The organism is Micromonospora sp. DT229 (assembly GCF_049844505.1).
Lineage (GTDB): Bacteria > Actinomycetota > Actinomycetes > Mycobacteriales > Micromonosporaceae > Micromonospora.
Map to the genome: position 1 here is coordinate 101,996 of NZ_JBNCLD010000011.1, position 18,323 is coordinate 120,318.

The following is an 18,323-nucleotide window of genomic DNA, read 5'->3' on the forward strand; positions in this document are numbered from 1 at the left end:
GAACGAAACCGTTCTGAGGCCACACCGGGACACCCACCGATATGGCCTCAACTGTCACGGTGTCGGCTCCGGACCGTCCACCACCTGTAGGTCCGCCTCACCCTCCCGGAAGGAATCCGTCGAGGTGGGAGTGGCCGAGGGAGGCGCGTACACCGGGGGGGTCCGGGATGGCGTCGGCGATGGTGACGAATCCGTCACTTCCGGCGTCACCGGCGCCTCCTCGGGCACCGGCGCCCAGGACGGCAGCGGGTACTTCGGGTTGGGCGTGGGGCTGGACAGCAGGTCCCGATCGACCGGCGGTCGGGCCACGTCGCGCTGCTCGGGCAGGGGTGGGGTGAACACCGTCCGTTCCAGTCGCCGGACCTCCGGCGCGGGATCGACCACCCGTACCCCTGGGCGGGTCGCCACCCCCCGCAGCACGGACGGCTTGGCCCGGACCACGACGGCGTAGACGCAGGCGCAGCTCTCCCGGTAGGCGGCCGCCTCCCGCTCCGCCAGGCGCGCCCCGCTGACGTAGAGCTGACGCAGTTCCCGTTCCTGCGGCCCGCCGCCACCCAGGGCGGCAGCCCGCGACCGGTAGTCGGCAGCCTCCCGTTCCTTGCGTTCGGCCAGGTCCGCCATCCCGGCCGTGACGTCCTCGGGCAGCCGCTGGGCGGGAATGCGCACGATCTCGGTCTGCCGGTCCGGCAGCGGCACCCGGCCGAACACCACGGAGACCCCGACATCTCCGACCACGGTCGCCAGCGACTGCGGGGTGACGTACTCCGAGAGGGAGACCAGGGCGTAGGTGCCGTCGGCCAGCGGCGTCCTGCGCGCCAGGCCGGCCAGGTCCGCCGCGGCCGTGCGCTCGTAGCTCGGGATCGAGTCGCCGTCGGCGATGCCCACCCGGGTCACCTCGCCGACCGTACGGTCGGACACCGGCGGGCCCCCGGTGGCGAACACCGCGGTGAACAGCACGGCGCCGCAGGACAGCACCGCCACCCAGCTGAGCAGCGAGTTGCGGGCCGGCCCCTGGTCCAGCCGTCTCAACATGGCGGCGAGGCGGGGCAGCAGCCGCTGGTCCAGCTGCCGCAGCAGATCGCCGGCGCGCACGGGCGGTCCCCTCGTCGGATCGGTCGGGACGGGCGGGGCGTGTCAGTCGCGGAGAATCTCCAGCGCGCGCCCCAGATCGTCAGGGTAGTCGCTGACGAAGCGGACCTCGTCCCCCGTACGGGGGTGCTCGAAACTCAACTCTCTGGCGTGCAACCACTGCCGATCCAGTCGGAGCCGGGCGGCGAGAGTGGGATCCGCGCCGTACGTCAGGTCACCCACACAGGGGTGCCGCAGGGTGGAGAAGTGCACCCGGATCTGATGGGTACGGCCGGTTTCCAGCTGCACGTCGACCAGGCTGGCCGACGGGAACGCCTCGATGGTGTCGTAGTGGGTGATGCTCGGCTTGCCGTCGGAGACCACCGCCCAGCGGTAGTCGTGATGCGGATGGCGGTCGATCGGGGCGTCGATGGTGCCGCGCAGCGGGTCGAGGTGCCCCTGCACCACGGCGTGGTAGCGCTTCTCCACCTCGCGGTTCTTGAAGGCCCGCTTGAGGAAGCTGTACGCCTGCTCGCTCTTGGCCACCACCATGACCCCGGTGGTGCCGACGTCGAGCCGGTGCACCACCCCCTGGCGCTCGGCGGCGCCGCTGGTGGCGATGGTGTGACCGATCGCGGCCAGCGCGCCGATCACGGTCGGGCCCCGCCAGCCGGGGCTCGGGTGGGCGGCCACCCCGACCGGCTTGTCGACCACCACGATGTCGTCGTCGGCGTAGACCACCCGCAGTCCCGGTACCGCCTGCGGCACCACCACCGGGGGCGCGACCGGCGCGGGCAGGGTCACCTCGAGCCAGGCGCCGGCCCGGACCTTGTGCGAGTTGGGGCGTACCGCGCCGTCGACCAACGCCTCCCCGGCGTCGACGAGGGCGGCGGCGGTCGTGCGGGACAGCCCGAACAGTCGGGCCACCGCCTGGTCCAGTCGCATACCGTCCAGGCCGTCCGGGACGGGCAGGCTGCGGTGGTCGCCACCGGCGGAGAAGGTCGTCGTCATGCCGGCTCCCGCCGCTCGTCGTCCGTAATCTGCGCCGTCGGTTCCGGCGCGCGTTCCATGCCCTTGCGGTCGTCGCCGACCAGCCGGGTGCCGTCGCGCTGGCGGCCGGTGAACTCCAGCCAGACGGCCAGGATCACGCCACAGACCAGGGCGCTGTCGGCGATGTTGAAGATCGGAAAAACCCGGCCGTACGGGTCGAACACGCTGATCATGTCGACCACGTGGCCGACGAACCAGCCCGGGGCCCGGAAGATCCGGTCGATCAGGTTACCGGTGACGCCGCCGACCACCAGGCCGAGCGAGATGGCCCAGGGCACCGACCGCAGGGTCCGCCCCATCCAGGCGATCCAGGCCAGCACCCCGATCGCGATCAGCGGGAAGACCCAGGTGTAGTCCTTGCCGATGCTCCACGCGGCCCCGCTGTTGCGGGTCAGGGAGAGATAGAGGGCGCCACCCAGCAGCCGCACCGGCTCGCGGTCGCTCAGCTCGGCAAGCGCCAGGTGCTTGGTGAGCAGGTCGACCGCGAGCGCGAAGGCCGCCAGGCCGAGCAGGATCGTGACGGGTCTACGCCGCGATCTCGTGGCGGTACCCGGCTCGGCGGTGCCGGGTCCTGCGGACGGTACTGCGCTCATCTGCTCCCCATCGACGTATCACGGCGGTGCCGTGGCACCGCCGTGCACCAGCGCCGGGGAGCCCGCCGTCAGCGTCGCTCCGCCAGCTGTTTGCAGGTCACACAGAGGGTGGCCGACGGGAAGGCGGCGAGCCGCTCCACCGGGATGGGGTTGCCGCATCGCTCGCACCAGCCGTAACCACCTTCGTCGAGGCGCTCCAGAGCCCGCTCGACCTGCGTGATCCGTTCCAAGATGCTGTTGGCGAGAGAGATCTCCTGCTCCCGCTCGAACGTCTTCGTGCCGGTGTCGGCCTGGTCGTCCCCGGCCGAGTCGGTGAGGCGCTCGCGCTGCAGCTCGGTGATCTCGCTCAGCGTCTGATCGTACTCGGCGCGCAGCTCGTCGTACCGTGCTGCCAGGGCGGCGCGGATCTTCTCGGTCTCCGCGGCACTGCGGGTGGACGTCATCGCGGGCTTTCGACCGGCGGTCCTGGTGTCGGCTGGTTTGGCCATCATCACTCCCTATGCCACGGAACCGCGGAGGTCCGCAGCCCCTGGACTGAGGCCGCCGGCATCGGCCACCCCAGGTACAAAACGGGCGCGCGGCCCACTGGCCGCGCACTCCGGAGATTCGCAAGGATACGGAACGTAAGGTCGTCCGACAACGTGCCGCACCGAATTGCCCGTTCCACCCCGATCCGTACGGGAACGAAGCACAGCGAACGCTAGCAGACCCCCACCCCCAACCCCCGCTCCCCGCAAAGTTGAGCAAGAAGTCTGCGTCTTCATCCGGCGATTCCGCGACGCGGACTTCTTGCTCAACTCGGGTTGTCGAGGAGGCGGTGGAGGTGGGTGGGGAGGTCGGTGGGGGCGGGGTCGACCACGAAGAGTTTGTCGCGGCTCGCCGCGCCGGCGCGTAGTGAGACCGCGGCCGGGCGGACACCGAGGGCCTCGGCGAGGGCACGTCGGGCGGCCTCGGTGGCGCGGCCGTCGACTGCGGGAGCGTTGACCGCGATCACCAGAGCGGGCCCGTGGGGGCCGTCGTACCGGCCACCGACCCGGGCCCGGGAGGCCCCCGGCTTCACCCGGACGGCGACGGTCAGCGCCTCGGCGGTCATCGGATCGGATCAGCGCCGTTCGGACTGCGACAACAGGATGGTGTCCGGCGTGCAGTCGGCGCACGGGGTGAAACCCAACGAGACCGCCTCGGCCACCGCCAGGGGCTCGTGGTCCCGCCCGACCAGGTGCGTGCACTCGTCGAGGTGGTAGCGGGGTCGGCCGTCGACCACCCGGACCTCGTCCGGCAGTCGGGACACCCGGGCAGCCTGCTCGGGGGTGACCTCCTGCGCACCGGGCTCGTCGTCGTACGGCTCCCCCGCTCCGGCGGTCGCCACGGACACCCCCGCGTCCGCGGTGGCCATCGGCGTCCCCGCCGCGGCGGTGGTCGGCGCGGTCACGTCAGCGGCCATCGGCGCGGTCGCCTCGGCGGTGCCCATCGTGGTCGTCACCGGCGAGCCGGGTGGTTGCCGCCACCCGGGCACGCCGGTATCCGAGGTTGATGGGACATGCTGCGCCGGGATGGTGGCCGAACGGACCCCGGCATCCTCCCGCTGGGTCGCGGACCGGCCGGCGGCAGCCTGGCGGGCCCCCGCGACCAGTGCCACCGCAGCCAGCAGGCTGGCGCCGATGGAGACGACCAACAGGGCACTGGACCCGCTGGCCAGCCCGAACACGAGTAGCGCCACCGCGACGAGGATGAGCGCGAGACTGATGACTATCACGGCTCACCCCCGCCGCGTCGTAGAAGATGAGGCAGGGCGGGCGGCCGTCACGACGGCCGCCGCCCGGTTCAGCGACCGGCCTCGAGTGCCCCGGAGCGACCCCCGCCGTAGGAGCCGGCGAGACCTGCGGCGGCCAGGCCGTTGCCCGCCGCGCGGGTGCCCTCTCCGCCACGGGTCATCTCCGCCTCCAGGCCCTGACCACGACCGTCGAGGTCGCGCAGCTGGCTCTCCAGGTAGGCCTTGAGACGGGTACGGTACTCGCGCTCGAACTGCTTGAGCTCCTCGATGTGCTTCTGGAGCGCGGTGCGCTTGGCGTCCAGGCCGCCCATGGCCTCCTGGTGACGCTGGCGGGCGTCCCGCTCCAGCGCGTCGGCCTTGGCGCGGGCCTCGCGGGTGACCTCCTCGGCCTTGGAACGGGCCTCGGACAGCAGTTGGTCGGCCTCACGACGGGCGTCGGAGACGTGGTCGTCGGCGGTCCGCTGGGCCATCATCAGCACCCGCAGCGCCTGCTGCTCGCCGTCACCGCCCGGCACCGCGCCACCGGCGGCGGCGCGTACCTGCTCCAGCTCGGCCTGCATCGCGCGGGCGGCCTGCTCGGCGGCGGCCTTGTCGCGCTGCACCCGGTCGAGCTGGGCCTTGACGTCGTTGAGCTCGGCCGCCAGGCGGGCGTCGCCACCGGGGCCGGCGGGTGCACCGCCCCGCCCACCGCGCTCCACCTGGGCGCGCAGTTCGTTGTTCTCCTCGATCAGACGGGCGAGTTCGCGCTCGACCTCATCCAGGAAGGCGTCGACCTCCTCCTCGTCGTAGCCCCGTTTACCGATCGGCGGCTTTTTGAAGGCGACGTTGTGGACGTCGGCCGGGGTCAGCGGCATCGAAACTCCTCGGGTCAGTTGCGGCCGCGATAGCGCGTCGGTCATCAGGCGGTCCTGAAGATCGCCGGCTCTAACACAAACCTCATCAGCACGAACAGGATAACCAGGAGCACAAGGGAGGCCAGGTCGATGCTCACGGTACCAATTCGCAGCGGAGGGATCACACGCCTCAACGCCCAGAGCGGGGGATCAGTGACGCTCCACACGGATTCCAGTCCGGCTGATGCACCGCGACCAGGCTGCCAGCGCCGACCGTACTGAAGGACCGCACTCAGCACGAACCGGGCCAGCAGGATGATCAGGAACAGATAGGTGATCAGGTAGAGGACCTGTAGCAAGATCGACAACACGGTAGGCGACGTCCCTCGGGTCGGGCGGGTCAACTCAGGCTGAAGAACCCGCCCTCGGCGATCTTGGCCTTGTCCTCCGCGGTGACCTGGACATTGGCCGGCGAGAGCAGGAACACCCGGTTGGTCACGCGCTCGATCGTACCGCGCAGTCCGAACGCTAGCCCGGCAGCGAAGTCCACCAGTCGGCGGGCATCGGCCTCATCCATCTCGGTGAGGTTGATGATCACAGGCACCCCGTCGCGGAAGTGCTCGCCGATGGTGCGGGCCTCCCGGTAGGTGGTCGGATGCAGGGTGGTGATCTGGTAGCGCTGCTCCTCCTCCTGGACCACCGCACGCTCGCGGGGCTGCGCCTGCGGCGCCAGGGCCAGGTTGTCCCGAGTGTGGTACGTCAACGCGCCGGACTGCTCCCCCGAGGACCGGGTGATCGAGCGTACGCTGGACCGCTCCACCCGCTCGGGGCGATCGGAGTCCAGTCGCTCGGACTCGCCCAGCCGGCCACCGGAGCGCTCGCCGAGCCGCCCCCGGTCCCCGAGCCGGGGACGAGGCGCCGGAGGCTCGTCCACCTCGTCGTCCGCCTCGTCGGCGAACTCCTCGGCGTACCGGCTCTGCCGGTAGCGCGACTCGCGGTACCCGCCCTTGTCGTACCCACCGTCGTCATAGGCCCGCTCGTCGTCCTCTTCGACAAGTCCGAGCCAGACCCCCGCCTTGCGCAGTGCACCCATCCCCGCGCCCTTCCCGTCCGCCGTGCGGCACACGCCCCCGTACGTGTCGCCTGTCGCGAGTGGACCATTCCTGCCCACCGGACCGGAACGGCAATCCCCTGACGCACAATTCGCGTTGCACGTCACGCCCCCCGGTCGCCGGTAAGGCCGCTCCCACAAACAACACTGATGTAATTTGCTTCTCTCGCGGCCAGGCTACCGCAGCGTGGGACGCATTCCGAGCAACGCGCTGCCGACGCGGACATGTGTCGCGCCGTGGCCGATCGCCGCCTCCAGATCCCCGCTCATCCCGGCCGACAGGACGACGGCCTGCGGATGCTCCGCGCGCAGCCCTTCGGCGATGGTGGCCAGCCGCGCGAAGGCCCGCTCCGGCTCCCATCCCAGGGGCGCCACCGCCATCAGCCCGGCCAACCGCAGTCCCGCCGAGGTGGCCACCGCGGCGGCCACCGACCCCAGGCCGATGTCCGGATCGGCCGAGTCGGCCACCGCCCCGCCGCGGGACGAGTCACCGTCGATGCTCACCTGCACCAGCACCTCCAGCGGCCGGTCCCGTCGGCCGGTCGCGGCGGTGTCCAGGGCGGCGGCCAACCGGACGCTGTCGACGGACTGGACCACGTCGGCGTACTGGACCACGGACTTCACCTTGTTGCGCTGGAGGCGCCCGATGAAGTGCCAGCAGGGGGTGACCCCGGCGGCCGCGACCTGAGCGGCCTTCGGGGCCGCCTCCTGGTCGCGGTTCTCACCGACATCGGTCACCCCGAGCCCGGCCAGGGCGACCACGTCGGACGCGGGGTAGGTCTTGGTGACCGCGATCATGGTCACCTCGGTCCGATCCCGACCCGCCGCCGCGCAGGCGTCGGCGATCCGGGACCGGACCCGCGCCAGCCCGGCGGCCAGTTCGGCACGTCGGTCGGGGCGCACCAGAGCGGGGCTGTCCGTCATGGCCGGTACTCAGGAACCGTTCTTGAGAAAGTCGGGCACGTCCACGTCGTCGAAGAGCACCCGGCGCGGCGACTGGGGTGCCACCGGGGGGGCCGGCGACGGTACGACCGGGGTACTCGGCTGGGCGGGCTGGTTCTGATTGGTCTTGCGGGTCGGCTCGGCCGCCTTGTAGGACGGCGTGCCGCCGTCGAAGCCCGCCGCGATCACGGTCACCCGCACCTCGTCGCCGAGCGCGTCGTCGATCACCGCACCGAAGATGATGTTGGCGTCCGGGTGAGCCGCGTCCGTGACCAGCTGCGCCGCGTCGTTGATCTCGAACAGACCCAGGTCGGAGCCACCGGCGATGGACAGCAGCACCCCGCGGGCGCCGTCCATGCTCTGCTCCAGCAGCGGGCTGGAGATGGCCGCCTCGGCCGCCTCGACCGCGCGGTTCTCGCCCCGGGCGCTGCCGATGCCCATCAACGCGCTGCCCGCGCCGCTCATCACGCTCTTGACGTCGGCGAAGTCCAGGTTGATCAGACCCGGGGTGGTGATCAGGTCGGTGATGCCCTGAACACCGGAGAGGAGCACCTGGTCGGCGGTACGGAAGGCGTCCATCATGCTGATGTTGCGGTCCCCGAGGGCCAGCAGCCGGTCGTTCGGGATGACGATCAACGTGTCGCACTGGTTGCGCAGCTCGTCGATGCCGGCCTCGGCCTGCACCTGACGACGCTTGCCCTCGAAGGAGAACGGGCGGGTCACCACACCGATGGTCAGGGCACCCAGCTTCCGGGCGATGTTGGCCACCACGGGTGCGCCGCCGGTGCCGGTGCCGCCACCCTCGCCGCAGGTCACGAAGACCATGTCGGCGCCCTTCAGGACCTCCTCGATCTCGTCGCGGTGGTCCTCGGCGGCGTTCTTGCCGACGTCCGGGTTGGCACCGGCGCCCAGCCCCCGGGTCAGTTCACGACCGACGTCCAGCTTGACGTCGGCGTCGCTCATCAGCAGCGCCTGGGCGTCTGTGTTGATCGCGATGAACTCGACGCCTTTGAGCCCAACCTCGATCATCCGGTTGACGGCGTTCACGCCGCCGCCCCCGATGCCGACGACCTTGATGACCGCCAGGTAGTTGTGCGGAGGTGTCATCTCCGGTCCTTCCCTTCGAGATTGGCTACTCCCCGACCGGTTACGGCGCGGCCAGACCCATGGTCGACCCGGCTGTCACCAGCGAGGCCGAGGGGGTAAACCCTCACCCTCTACTAGAGGGTTACAGTTATGTCAACCACTGATCCTCTTTCCGGCAACGTAGGCGCAGCGGAGCGAGGAACCAAGGACCCTTTCGGCGTGTCGCCGGTCAAGCGGGAGGGTTCACAGCCTGACCGGTCGCTCACCGGAAGGTGACCACCTCCGGGGCGCTGACGTCGATCCGGGTGGCGTCCTGATCCAGCAGGGCGGTGGCCACCCGGGCCTTGTCCGTCCCCCGGGTGGAATCTCCCCAGAAAACGGTCAAGTCACCCCGCAGCCGGACGCTGATCCGGGCCAGGCCCTCGACCGTGATCTCCACCAGATCCGCCCGCAACTGCGGGGTGAGGGCATCGAGCACCTCCAGCGCGGCATGGGTCGCCGGATTCTGCGAACCCGGGTCGGCCATCCGGATCAGCGGAAGACCCGCCGGACGCTGCGGCAGCGTACGGAAGGCCACCCCGGCGGCGTCGACCACCACGAACTGTTCCCCACTCGGCACCACCGCCACCGGGGTGCGCTCGGTGAGTCGTACGACCAGCGCGTCCGGCCAGTCCCGGTGCACCGACACCCGCTCCACCGGCGGCAGGGCGCCGATCCGGTCGGCCAGCTCGGTCAGGTCCACCCGGGCCAGGGGAGCCCCGTCGAGCACCCCGGCGGCATTGCGCACCTGCACGGCGGTCACCAACTCGGCGCCCTCCACCCGCACCTCGCGTACGCCGAACAGACCGGTGCCCAGCAGCACCCAGGCCACCAGGCCGGCCACGGCCAGCACCCCGCCGGCCACCGCCCACGGCAGTGCGGCCCGCATCCGACGGCGCCGGGCCCGCGCCATGAACCGGCGGGTGGAGGCGGGCACCGCGTCCCGACCGGCACGGACCAGCTGCCACTGGCGGACCGGGCGCCACCCCCCGCCACCGTCCACCCCGCCACCGCGGCGGCGGGCCGGTCCGGGACTCATTCCACCCCGGGGGCCGCGCCGTTTCGCGCGGCGGTGTCGGGAACCGTACCGCCGATGCTCGCCGAGCCCCCGGCCAGGCCACCGGCCACCGTGCCGGCGCCCTGCTGCGGATCGGTGGTACGCGCACTCAGGACGGCCAGCAGCTCGTCACCCATCAGCGAGATCGGCGGGGCGCCCATGGTCACCACCACGTCGCCGGGACGGGCCCGACGGGCCACCTCCGTCGGGGCGGCCTCCCAGGAGTCGACGAAGACCTTCCGCTCCGCCGGCAACCCCACCGCCTCGATCAGGGCCGCCGATCCCTCCCCCGGGTCGCGCTGCTCACCCGGACCGAAGACCTCCAGCAGCACCAACTCGTCCGCGATCGCGAGGGCCTCGGCGATCTCCGATTGCAGGTCCCGGGTCCGGTAGAGCCGGTAGGGCTGGAAGACCACCAGCAACCGGCCCTCGCCGGCCACCTCGCGCAGGGTCCGCAGCGCCAGGGTCATCGAGGTCGGGTGGTAGGCGTACTCGTCGTAGACCAGGACACCGTCGGCGACGCCCTTGCGTTCGAACCGCCGCCGTACCCCGGGGAACGACGCCAGCGCGGCCTCCGCGGCCGTCAGCGGCAACTCCAACAGGTACGCGGCCAGCACCGCCGAGGCGCTGTTGAGGGCCATGTGCCGGCCGGGCATCGGCATCCGGAACTCCCCCAGCGGACGCCCGTCGATGTGGGCCAGGTAGCGCACCCCCTGAGCCGAGGAGGCCATCTCGGTGAGCCGCAGATCGGCCTCGGCGGACTCGCCGTAGGTGTACACCCGGCGTCCCTCCGCCCGCAGGGTGGCCGCCAGCCGCTGCCCACCCGGGTCGTCGGCGCAGGTGATGATGAAGCCGTCCGGGTCGGTGAGCCGGGCGAACTCGGCGAAGGTGGCCTCCAGATTGGCCAGGTCACCGTAGGTGTTCAGGTGGTCCGCCTCGATGTTGGTGACGATCGAGACGAACGGGCGGTAGATCAGGAAGGACCGGTCGCTCTCGTCGGCCTCGACCACGAAGTACTCGCCGGTGCCGTGATGGGCACCCGAGCCCACCTCGGAGATCTCGCCACCGATCACGAAGGAGGGATCCGCGCCGGCCTGCTGGAACACCATGGTGACCATGGAGGTGGTGCTGGTCTTGCCGTGGGTGCCGGCGACCGCCACCGTACGTCGGCCGGTCATCGCGGCGGCCAGGGCCTCGGAACGGTGCAGGATCCGCAGGCCACGCTGACGCGCCTCGACCATCTCCAGGTGGTCGGCCGGGATCGCCGAGGAGTAGACCACGGTGTCGACACCGTCGAGGTTGGTCGGCTCGTGGGTCATGTGGATGGTCCCGCCGAGGGCCCGCAGGCCGGCCAGCGACGGCCACTCACGCAACTCGCTACCGGAGACCGGCAGGCCCCGGGTGAGGAACAGCCGGGCCAGGCCGCTCATGCCGACCCCGCCCACCCCGATCAGGTGGATGTGGCCCAGATCCTCGGCGGTCACCGTACCGGCCGGGCTGAACGTCTTCATCGGGCCGTACCTTCTTTCGTTCGCGACTGCGGGGCTCGCAGACCCGGCTCACTCCTCGCGCTCACCGGGAAACCGCCTCGTGGACGAAGTTGAGCAGAGCCTCGTCGCCGTCGCGTCGGCCGTAGGCCGCGGCGGCGGCGCCCATCGCGTGCAGCCGCTGCGGGTCCCGGATCAGCGGGATGACGGTACGTTCCAGCCAGTCCGGGGTCAGCTCGCCGTCGTCGACCAGCAGCCCACCCCCGGCCTCGACCACCGGCAGGGCGTTGCGCTTCTGCTCCTGGTTGCTGTGCGGGTACGGCACGTAGATGGTCGGCAGGCCGATGGCCGCAACCTCCGCGCAGGTCATCGCACCGCCCCGGCCCAGCATCAGGTCGGCGGCGGCGTACCCGGCATCCATGTCGGACAGGTACGGCAGGGTCACGTACGGCACCGGCAGGTCGGTGGGGATCGGCACCGGCTCGTTGCGGGCCCCCATCACGTGCAGCACCTGGATGCCGTTGCGGGCCAACTCCTTGGCCGCCCCGGCCACCGCCAGGTTGATCGACCGGGCCCCCTGCGAACCGCCCGCGACGAAGAGCACCGGCAGGTCCGGACGCAGCCCGAAGTGGGCGCGGGCCGCGCCGCGCATGGCCACCCGGTCCAACCCGGCGATGTTGCGCCGCAGGGGTACCCCGACCACCCGGGCCTCCCGCAACGCCTCGGCCTGCGCGGGTTGGTGGGGGAAACCCACCGCCACGTTCTTGGTGAACTTCATGCCCAGCCGGTTGGCCACCCCCGGCGGCACGTTGACCTCGTGGATGACGATCGGCAGCTCCCGCCGCCAGGCGGCCAGGTACGCCGGCACCGAGACGTACCCGCCGAAGCCGACGACCACCTCGGCGCGTACCTCGTCGATGACCTTGCCCGCGGCGCGGGCCGCGGTCCACATCCGGCCCGGGGTACGGACCAGGTTCATGTTGATCGACCGGGGGAGCTGGTACGCCGGGATGTTGCGCAGGTCGTAGCCGGCGGGCGGGATCAGCTGGTTCTCCAGGCCCTTCGGTGTGCCGAGACAGGTGATCCGGACGCCGGGGTCGTGACGGCGCAGGCAGTCGGCGAAGGCGAGCAGCGGGTAGATGTGTCCCCCGGTGCCACCGCCTGCGAGTACCACCGAACGCAGCGGACCCATCAACGTCTCCTCTCGTTCGCCGACCCGCCGCGGCCCCGGCTGTCCCGGGCGCCACGCGATGCGGCCTGGTCGTCCTCACGCCGATCGCGGGCCCGGGGCACGGACCTGCGGGCAGCCGGCGGCGACGCCGCACGGCGACGCCGGCCGGGAATCGGCGGCAACGGAGCCCACACTAGTCGGACCCATCGGGCGGGCGGACGGGCATGCAGGGCCCGGGCCGCATCGGGTTCCGCCCGGGCGAAGGAGGCCAACATGCCGACCGCCGCGAGGGTGACGACCAGGGCGCTGCCGCCGACCGAGATGAACGGCAGGGGTACCCCGGTCAGCGGCAGCAGACCGATCACCCCGCCGATGTTGATGAAGGCCTGCCCGATCAGCCAGGCGGTGACGCCGGCCGCCGCCAGCCGCCGGAAGGGATCGTCGACCCGCCGGGCGATGCGCAGGCCGGTGTAGGCCAACACGGCGAACAGGGTGACCACCACCGCGCAGCCGACCACCCCGAGTTCCTCGGCGATCACCGCGAAGATGAAGTCGTTCTCGGCCGCCGGCAGCCAGTCCCACTTGCTGCGTCCCTGTCCCAGCCCGGTGCCGAACCAGCCCCCGTTGGCGATGGCGTACCGGGCCTGCACCATCTGGTAGCAGAGTTCCTCCCGGCACTGCTCCAGCGGCGGAGGACTGACGAACATGGTCAGTCGTTGCAGTCGGTAGTTCTCCTCACCCCGGACCCCGGAACCGGCGCCGAGGGAGGCCACCGCCACCAGCAGGCCGATGCCGGTCAGGCCGATCGCGCTGAGGGTGGCGAAGACCCGCAGCCGTACCCCGGCCGCCCAGAGCAGGCCGACGACCAGCGCCACCAGGCAGAGCATGCTGCCCAGGTCGTTGTAGCCGACCAGCACGAACATCAGGCCCACCACCGGGAACAGCGGGGTGGCCAGTTCCCGCCACCAGCCCAGCGCGGCACCCTTGCGGGCCAGCACGTACGCCCCCCACAACACCAGCGCGAACTTCGCCAACTCGGAGGGCTGCAACCCGAGACCACCGACGTACAGCCCGAGCAGCTCGGCCTCCAGCGGCCCGATCCTCGCCGGGGCGCGGGTCAACCGCCCGTACGCCACCAGCGCGTTCAGCAGCAACAGCAGTCCCACCGCGACGGCCAGCACCGGCCGACCCAGGGCCCGGTAGGTCCGCGCCGGCAGGCGCTGGCAGACCCAGAAGGCAACGATGCCGATGACCGCGAAGATCGCCTGCTTGACCAGCGAGGCCGAGGCGTTGCCGCCGGCGGCGTAGTCGCGCACGCTGGTGGCCGAGAAGACCATGGTGAGGCCGATCAGCAGCAGCAGCCCCGAACTGGCCAGCAGCAGATGGTACGAAGCCAGGGGCCTGGACAGCAGGCCACGCAGGGCGGCCAGGGCGGCGAATCCGCCCATCGGGTCCAGGCCACGCCATGGACCACCCTCCGCGACCGCCCCGGACGAACCCGCCCCACCGGCCCGGCCGCCACCCCCCGCAGCGGACCCTGCACCCCGCCCCGCGTCCTCACCCCGCCCATCCCCGACCCGGGCCGCAGCACCGTCCCGTGCCCCCGCCGCACCGTCCCCGCCTGTGGCCACACCACCCCCCGTGACCGCCGCACCACCCTTAGCCGCGGCACCGCCCCTGGCCGCCGCACCACCCCTGGCCGCGGCCCTCTCCCCGCCCGCAGCACGACCCCGCCGCCGACCCACCGACTCCCCGCCACTGTCTTCCCAGGCCTCCCCCACAGCGCCATCATCGCCGCTGCCACCACCTCACGCCCCCGGTATCCCCCACTCGGCGTGTCGCACCCCCTGCCCGCCGTGGTTGATCAAGAGGTTTGCGTCACCGGACGGCCGGATTCCGACGCAAACCTCTTGATCAACACCGCGGAAAAGGGGGGTTAGCCCATGTTGGCCAGGAAGTCGCTGTAGAAGAGGCCCAGGGCGATGGCCACGCCGATGCCGGCGATGATCCAGAAGCGGACCACGATGTTGACCTCGCTCCAGCCGGCCAGTTCGAAGTGGTGCTGGAGGGGGGACATGCGGAAGACGCGCTTGCCGGTGGTCTTGAAGGAGATGATCTGGATGACCACCGACATCGTGATGATCACGAACAGGCCGCCGATGATCGGCAGGAGCAGGATCGTCCGGGTGGACATCGCCATGCCGGCGATCAGGCCACCCAGGCCCAGGGCCCCGGTGTCCCCCATGAAGATCCGGGCCGGTGAGGTGTTCCACCACAGGAAGCCGACGCAGGCCCCGGCCGCCGCCCCGGCGATCAACGCGATCTCCAACGGGTCCCGCACCGCGTAGCAGTAGTTGTTCGGGTTGGCGGTGTACGCCGGGTCGGCACACCAGTGCCGGTACTGCCAGAAGGCGATCACGGCGTACGCCCCGAGCACCATCACCGAGGCCCCGGTGGCCAGGCCGTCGAGCCCGTCGGTGAGGTTGACCCCGTTGGTCGCCGCCATCACCACGAAGATGAAGATGATCACCGCGCCGATCTTGGTGACGTCCAGCGCCGGGATGTCCCGGATGAAGCTCAACGTCGTACTGCCGACGGTCTCGGTGTTGGTCTGGGCGCCGTCGGCGTCCGTCATGGTGGACGGGAACCAGAGGGCGACCACCCCGAACACCGCACCGACCAGGATCTGCCCGAGCAGCTTGCCCCGGGCGCTCAGGCCACCGCTGTGCCGCTTGCGCACCTTGAGGAAGTCGTCGATGAAGCCGACCGCACCGGCGAAGACCATCAACCCGAGCAGCACCAGCGCGGTGATGGTCGGCTCCACCTGGGCGATCTGCGCGTCCGGCAGGGTGGTCAGCGCCAGGTGACCGGCCACGTACGCGATCACGGTGGCGAGGATGAACACCACGCCGCCCATGGTCGGGGTGCCCTTCTTGCCCTGGTGCATCTGCGGGCCCTCGGCCCGGATGGGCTGACCCGCCTTGAGCCGGGTGAACACCTTGATGGCGATCGGGGTGCAGAACAGCGAGACCAGGAAGGCCACCCCGATAGCCACGATGACGGCCCTCACGCGGCGCCACCCCCGGTGGCCGGATCAGCCTCGGCACGCAGCGCGTCGGCCACCTCCCAGGTCCGGTACCGGGACCCCTTCACCAGGACCACGTCCCCCGGCCGTAGCTCGCTGCGCAGCACCTCGACGGCCGCCGCCTGATCGGTGAGCAGCACCGATTCTCCTCCCCAGTCACCTACCGATGTCGCCCCGTGGTGGATCGGCGCCGCCGTATCGCCGACCACGAGCAGCCGGTCGACACCCAACTCGGCCGCTAGCCGACCCACCTCGGTATGCCCCTGCTCCTCGTACTCGCCCAGTTCGGCCATGTAGCCGAGGACCGCGAAAGTTCGCCGGCCCGCGCCCACGCCGGCCAGCGCACGCAACGCCACCGCCGTAGAGGCCGGGTTGGCGTTGTACGAGTCGTCGATCACGGTCACCCCGTCGGGGCGTTCGAAGACGTCCATCCGGCGGGTGGAGACCAGGCCCAGCTTGCCCAGGCCGACCGCGATCTCCGCCAACGGCATACCCAGCTCCCGCGCCACCGCCGCGGCGGCGAGAGTGTTCCACACCTGGTGCCGCCCGGTCAGACCGAGCCGCACGGACGCGCTCCCCTCCGGGGTCACCAGGGTGTACGCGGCCCGCCCCCGCTCGTCCAACGTCACGTCCACCGCCCGCACCTCGGCGTGCGCCGCCTCGCCGTAGCGGACCACCCGGGCGGCCGTACGCTCGGCCATCGCGTCGACAAGCGGATCGTCGGCGTTGAGCACCGCCAGCCCCTCGGCCGACAGCGCCTCGACCAGCTCGCCCTTGGCCAGGGCGATGTTCTCCTGCGAGCCGAACTCGCCGATGTGCGAGACCCCGACGTTGAGCACCACGGAGATGCGCGGCGGTGCCACCTCGCACAGGTACCGCACGTGCCCGATGCCCCGGGCCCCCTTCTCCAGCACCAGGTAGCGCGTCGAGGGCCCGGCCTGCAGGGCGGTGTACGGGTGACCCAGCTCGTTGTTGAACGACCCGGGCGGCGCCACGGTCTCCCCCAGCCGCGCGGTCAACTGGGCGATCAGGTCCTTGGTGGTGGTTTTGCCGGAGGATCCGGTCAACCCGATGATGGTCAGCTCGGGCAGCCGGTCCACCACGGCACGCGCCAGTCGGGCCATCGCGGCCAGCGGATCGGCGACGACGACCATCGGCACCCCGGGCACCTCGCGGGTGCCCAGCACGGCCGCCGCGCCGGCCTGCACCGCTGCGGCGGCGTAGTCGTGCCCGTCCACCTTCTCCCCGTCGAAGGCGACGAAGAGGCCCCCGGCGGTGACCTTGCGGGAGTCGAACTCCACGCTGCCGGTGACCTGCACGGCCGGGTCGGCGGCGACCAGCCGCCCGTTGACGACCGAGGCGATCTCGGCCAGGCTCAAGGCGATCATCGCTGGCCTCCCAGGCTGCCGAACCGGCCCCGCAGCGCGTCGGCCAGTTCGGTCACGTCATCGAACGGGTACACCTCACCGGCGATCTCCTGACCACGTTCGTGGCCCTTGCCGAGCACCGCGACCACATCGCCGGGCTCGGCCAGCCGGACCGCCTCGTCGATCGCCGCCCGCCGCCCGGCCACCTCGACGACCCGGGCCGGTGTCCCGGCCCCGGTCGCCCCGGCGAGCACCTCGGCGCGGATCGCCGCGGGGTCCTCGGTGCGGGGATTGTCGTCGGTCACCAGCACCACGTCGGCTCCCTGGGCGGCGGCGGCACCCATCGTCGGTCGTTTGCCCCGATCCCGGTCACCGCCCGCGCCGATCACGCAGATCAGTCGGCCGCTGCTCATCTCCCGCAGGGCGGCCAGCACGGCCACCACGGCATCGGTCTTGTGGGCGTAGTCCACGACCCCGCGTACCCCGCCGGCCACCCCGACCGACTCCAGCCGCCCCGGTACCCCGCCGCAGGCGGCCACCCCGGCCGCCGCGACGGCCGGCTGCACCCCGGCGGCCACCAGTACGGCGACGGCCAGCAGGGCGTTCGCCACGTTGTGCCGACCGGGCAGCGCCACTCCGGCGTCGAGCACCAGACCGTCCGGGCCGTGCAGGGTGAACCGCTGGGCGTACCCCTCGCCGTCGATGTGCTCCGCCCACCAGGTGGCCGACCGGTCACCGGCCGCGGAGAAGCTGACCGTCGCGGGCCGGAACAGGCCCTTCAGCGCCGGATCGTCATGGTTGAGCACCTCGACCCGGCAGCGGCCGTCGAACAGCCGGGCCTTGGCCGCGAAGTAGTCGTCGGCGTCGGCGTGGAAGTCGAGGTGGTCGGAGCCGAAGTTGGTCCAGCCACCCACGTCGAAGCGCACCCCGCCGACCCGTCCCATCACCAGGGCGTGGCTGGACACCTCCATGACCACCGCGGTGACGCCGCGTTCGAGCGCGGCGGCGAGCATCGCGTGCAGGTCGGTGGCCTCCGGGGTGGTCCGTACGCTGTCCAGCACCAGGTCGCCGAGACGGGTCTCCACGGTGCCGATCAGGCCGGTGGTGTGGCCGGCGGCCCGCAGTCCCGACTCGACCAGGTAGGCCGTGGAGGTCTTGCCGGCGGTGCCGGTCACCCCGATCACGGTCAACTTCTCGGTCGGGTTGCCGTAGACGGCCGAGGCCAGGGTGCCGAGCACCGCGCGGGGGTCGGGCACCACCAGGATGGGCAACCCGTGCTCGGCGGCCAGTTCGGCACCGGCCGGGTCGGTGAGCACCGCCAGGGCCCCGGCCGCCGCCGCGTCGGCGACGAACTCCGCGCCGTGGCGGCGGGCACCGGGCAGGGCCGCGTACAGATCGCCGGGATGAACCTCACGGCTGGCGTGGGTCACCCCGGTCACCACCGGATCGACGGTGATAGGGGGCGCCACGGCGAGCCGGGCGGCTAGGTCACCGAGCCGGATTCCGGTCACGGTACGGGGACGAGGATTGCCGCGCACGGCGTCAGACCCTACCCGGTCGCCCGCTCGTGGCCGCACGGCGCGCCTGAATCTCCGCCACAGGGAGTCGAACCGCAGGTGGGACGGCGACTCGCGAGTCGGACAACCCGGATCGACCCGCC

General features: G+C 71.7%; 18 protein-coding genes. All 18 read right to left on the minus strand.

Going from position 1 to position 18,323, the window contains the following annotated elements; all coding sequences use genetic code 11:
* Positions 1-54: 54 nt before the first annotated feature.
* The 18 genes from ACLQ2T_RS18800 to ACLQ2T_RS18885 all read right to left on the minus strand — a co-directional run bounded on the left by ACLQ2T_RS18800 (position 55) and on the right by ACLQ2T_RS18885 (position 18,201).
* The gene (locus ACLQ2T_RS18800) at positions 55-1,092 is read right to left on the minus strand and encodes a hypothetical protein (RefSeq protein ID WP_425767651.1); all 1,038 of its coding nucleotides are present in this window, start codon (positions 1,090-1,092) and stop codon (positions 55-57) included.
* 42 nt (positions 1,093-1,134) lie between these two features.
* Positions 1,135-2,079 (minus strand): RluA family pseudouridine synthase, encoded by a 945-nt coding sequence (locus tag ACLQ2T_RS18805; RefSeq protein WP_425767652.1) that lies wholly within the window; start codon positions 2,077-2,079, stop codon positions 1,135-1,137.
* Positions 2,076-2,711: a signal peptidase II gene (gene lspA / locus ACLQ2T_RS18810; RefSeq protein WP_425767653.1), complete on the minus strand. Its 636-nt coding sequence runs from the start codon at positions 2,709-2,711 to the stop codon at positions 2,076-2,078. Before lspA ends, ACLQ2T_RS18805 begins: the two co-directional genes overlap by 4 nt.
* A 68-nt stretch (positions 2,712-2,779) precedes the next feature.
* Positions 2,780-3,199 (minus strand): TraR/DksA family transcriptional regulator, encoded by a 420-nt coding sequence (locus ACLQ2T_RS18815; protein WP_425767654.1) that lies wholly within the window; start codon positions 3,197-3,199, stop codon positions 2,780-2,782.
* Positions 3,200-3,504: 305 nt separating this feature from the next.
* Positions 3,505-3,804 carry a DUF167 domain-containing protein gene (locus ACLQ2T_RS18820; RefSeq protein WP_425767655.1) on the minus strand — a complete coding sequence of 100 codons (300 nt, stop codon included), beginning with the start codon at positions 3,802-3,804 and terminating at the stop codon, positions 3,505-3,507.
* A 9-nt stretch (positions 3,805-3,813) separates the two neighbouring features.
* Positions 3,814-4,467, minus strand: a complete 654-nt coding sequence (locus ACLQ2T_RS18825; protein WP_425767656.1) for a hypothetical protein — start codon at positions 4,465-4,467, stop codon at positions 3,814-3,816.
* 68 nt (positions 4,468-4,535) lie between these two features.
* Positions 4,536-5,339, minus strand: a complete 804-nt coding sequence (locus tag ACLQ2T_RS18830) for a DivIVA domain-containing protein (protein ID WP_327024854.1) — start codon at positions 5,337-5,339, stop codon at positions 4,536-4,538.
* 44 nt (positions 5,340-5,383) lie between these two features.
* Positions 5,384-5,689 (minus strand): YggT family protein, encoded by a 306-nt coding sequence (locus ACLQ2T_RS18835; RefSeq protein WP_013735078.1) that lies wholly within the window; start codon positions 5,687-5,689, stop codon positions 5,384-5,386.
* 29 nt (positions 5,690-5,718) lie between these two features.
* Positions 5,719-6,411 (minus strand): cell division protein SepF, encoded by a 693-nt coding sequence (locus ACLQ2T_RS18840; protein WP_425767657.1) that lies wholly within the window; start codon positions 6,409-6,411, stop codon positions 5,719-5,721.
* Positions 6,412-6,606: 195 nt separating this feature from the next.
* Complete coding sequence (locus ACLQ2T_RS18845) at positions 6,607-7,353, minus strand: YggS family pyridoxal phosphate-dependent enzyme (protein WP_425767658.1); 747 nt, start codon at positions 7,351-7,353, stop codon at positions 6,607-6,609.
* Positions 7,354-7,362: 9 nt separating this feature from the next.
* On the minus strand, positions 7,363-8,478 hold the full coding sequence (ftsZ, locus tag ACLQ2T_RS18850) for a cell division protein FtsZ (RefSeq protein ID WP_425767659.1): 1,116 nt from the start codon (positions 8,476-8,478) through the stop codon (positions 7,363-7,365).
* A gap of 241 nt (positions 8,479-8,719) precedes the next feature.
* Positions 8,720-9,499: a cell division protein FtsQ/DivIB gene (locus ACLQ2T_RS18855; RefSeq protein ID WP_425767660.1), complete on the minus strand. Its 780-nt coding sequence runs from the start codon at positions 9,497-9,499 to the stop codon at positions 8,720-8,722.
* Between the two features lie 32 nt (positions 9,500-9,531).
* Entirely contained in the window at positions 9,532-11,064 is a 1,533-nt protein-coding gene (murC, locus tag ACLQ2T_RS18860) for a UDP-N-acetylmuramate--L-alanine ligase (protein WP_425767661.1), read from the minus strand.
* 61 nt (positions 11,065-11,125) lie between these two features.
* Positions 11,126-12,232 (minus strand): undecaprenyldiphospho-muramoylpentapeptide beta-N-acetylglucosaminyltransferase, encoded by a 1,107-nt coding sequence (murG, locus tag ACLQ2T_RS18865; protein ID WP_425767662.1) that lies wholly within the window; start codon positions 12,230-12,232, stop codon positions 11,126-11,128.
* Complete coding sequence (locus ACLQ2T_RS18870) at positions 12,232-13,659, minus strand: FtsW/RodA/SpoVE family cell cycle protein (protein WP_425767663.1); 1,428 nt, start codon at positions 13,657-13,659, stop codon at positions 12,232-12,234. Before ACLQ2T_RS18870 ends, murG begins: the two co-directional genes overlap by 1 nt.
* A gap of 488 nt (positions 13,660-14,147) precedes the next feature.
* A complete protein-coding gene (mraY, locus tag ACLQ2T_RS18875; protein ID WP_425767664.1) occupies positions 14,148-15,281 on the minus strand; it encodes a phospho-N-acetylmuramoyl-pentapeptide-transferase in 1,134 nt (377 codons plus the stop codon).
* Entirely contained in the window at positions 15,278-16,684 is a 1,407-nt protein-coding gene (locus ACLQ2T_RS18880; protein ID WP_425767665.1) for a UDP-N-acetylmuramoyl-tripeptide--D-alanyl-D-alanine ligase, read from the minus strand. Before ACLQ2T_RS18880 ends, mraY begins: the two co-directional genes overlap by 4 nt.
* A complete protein-coding gene (locus tag ACLQ2T_RS18885) occupies positions 16,681-18,201 on the minus strand; it encodes a UDP-N-acetylmuramoyl-L-alanyl-D-glutamate--2,6-diaminopimelate ligase (RefSeq protein ID WP_425767666.1) in 1,521 nt (506 codons plus the stop codon). The genes ACLQ2T_RS18880 and ACLQ2T_RS18885 overlap by 4 nt, the downstream gene beginning before the upstream one ends.
* Positions 18,202-18,323 lie beyond the last annotated feature (122 nt).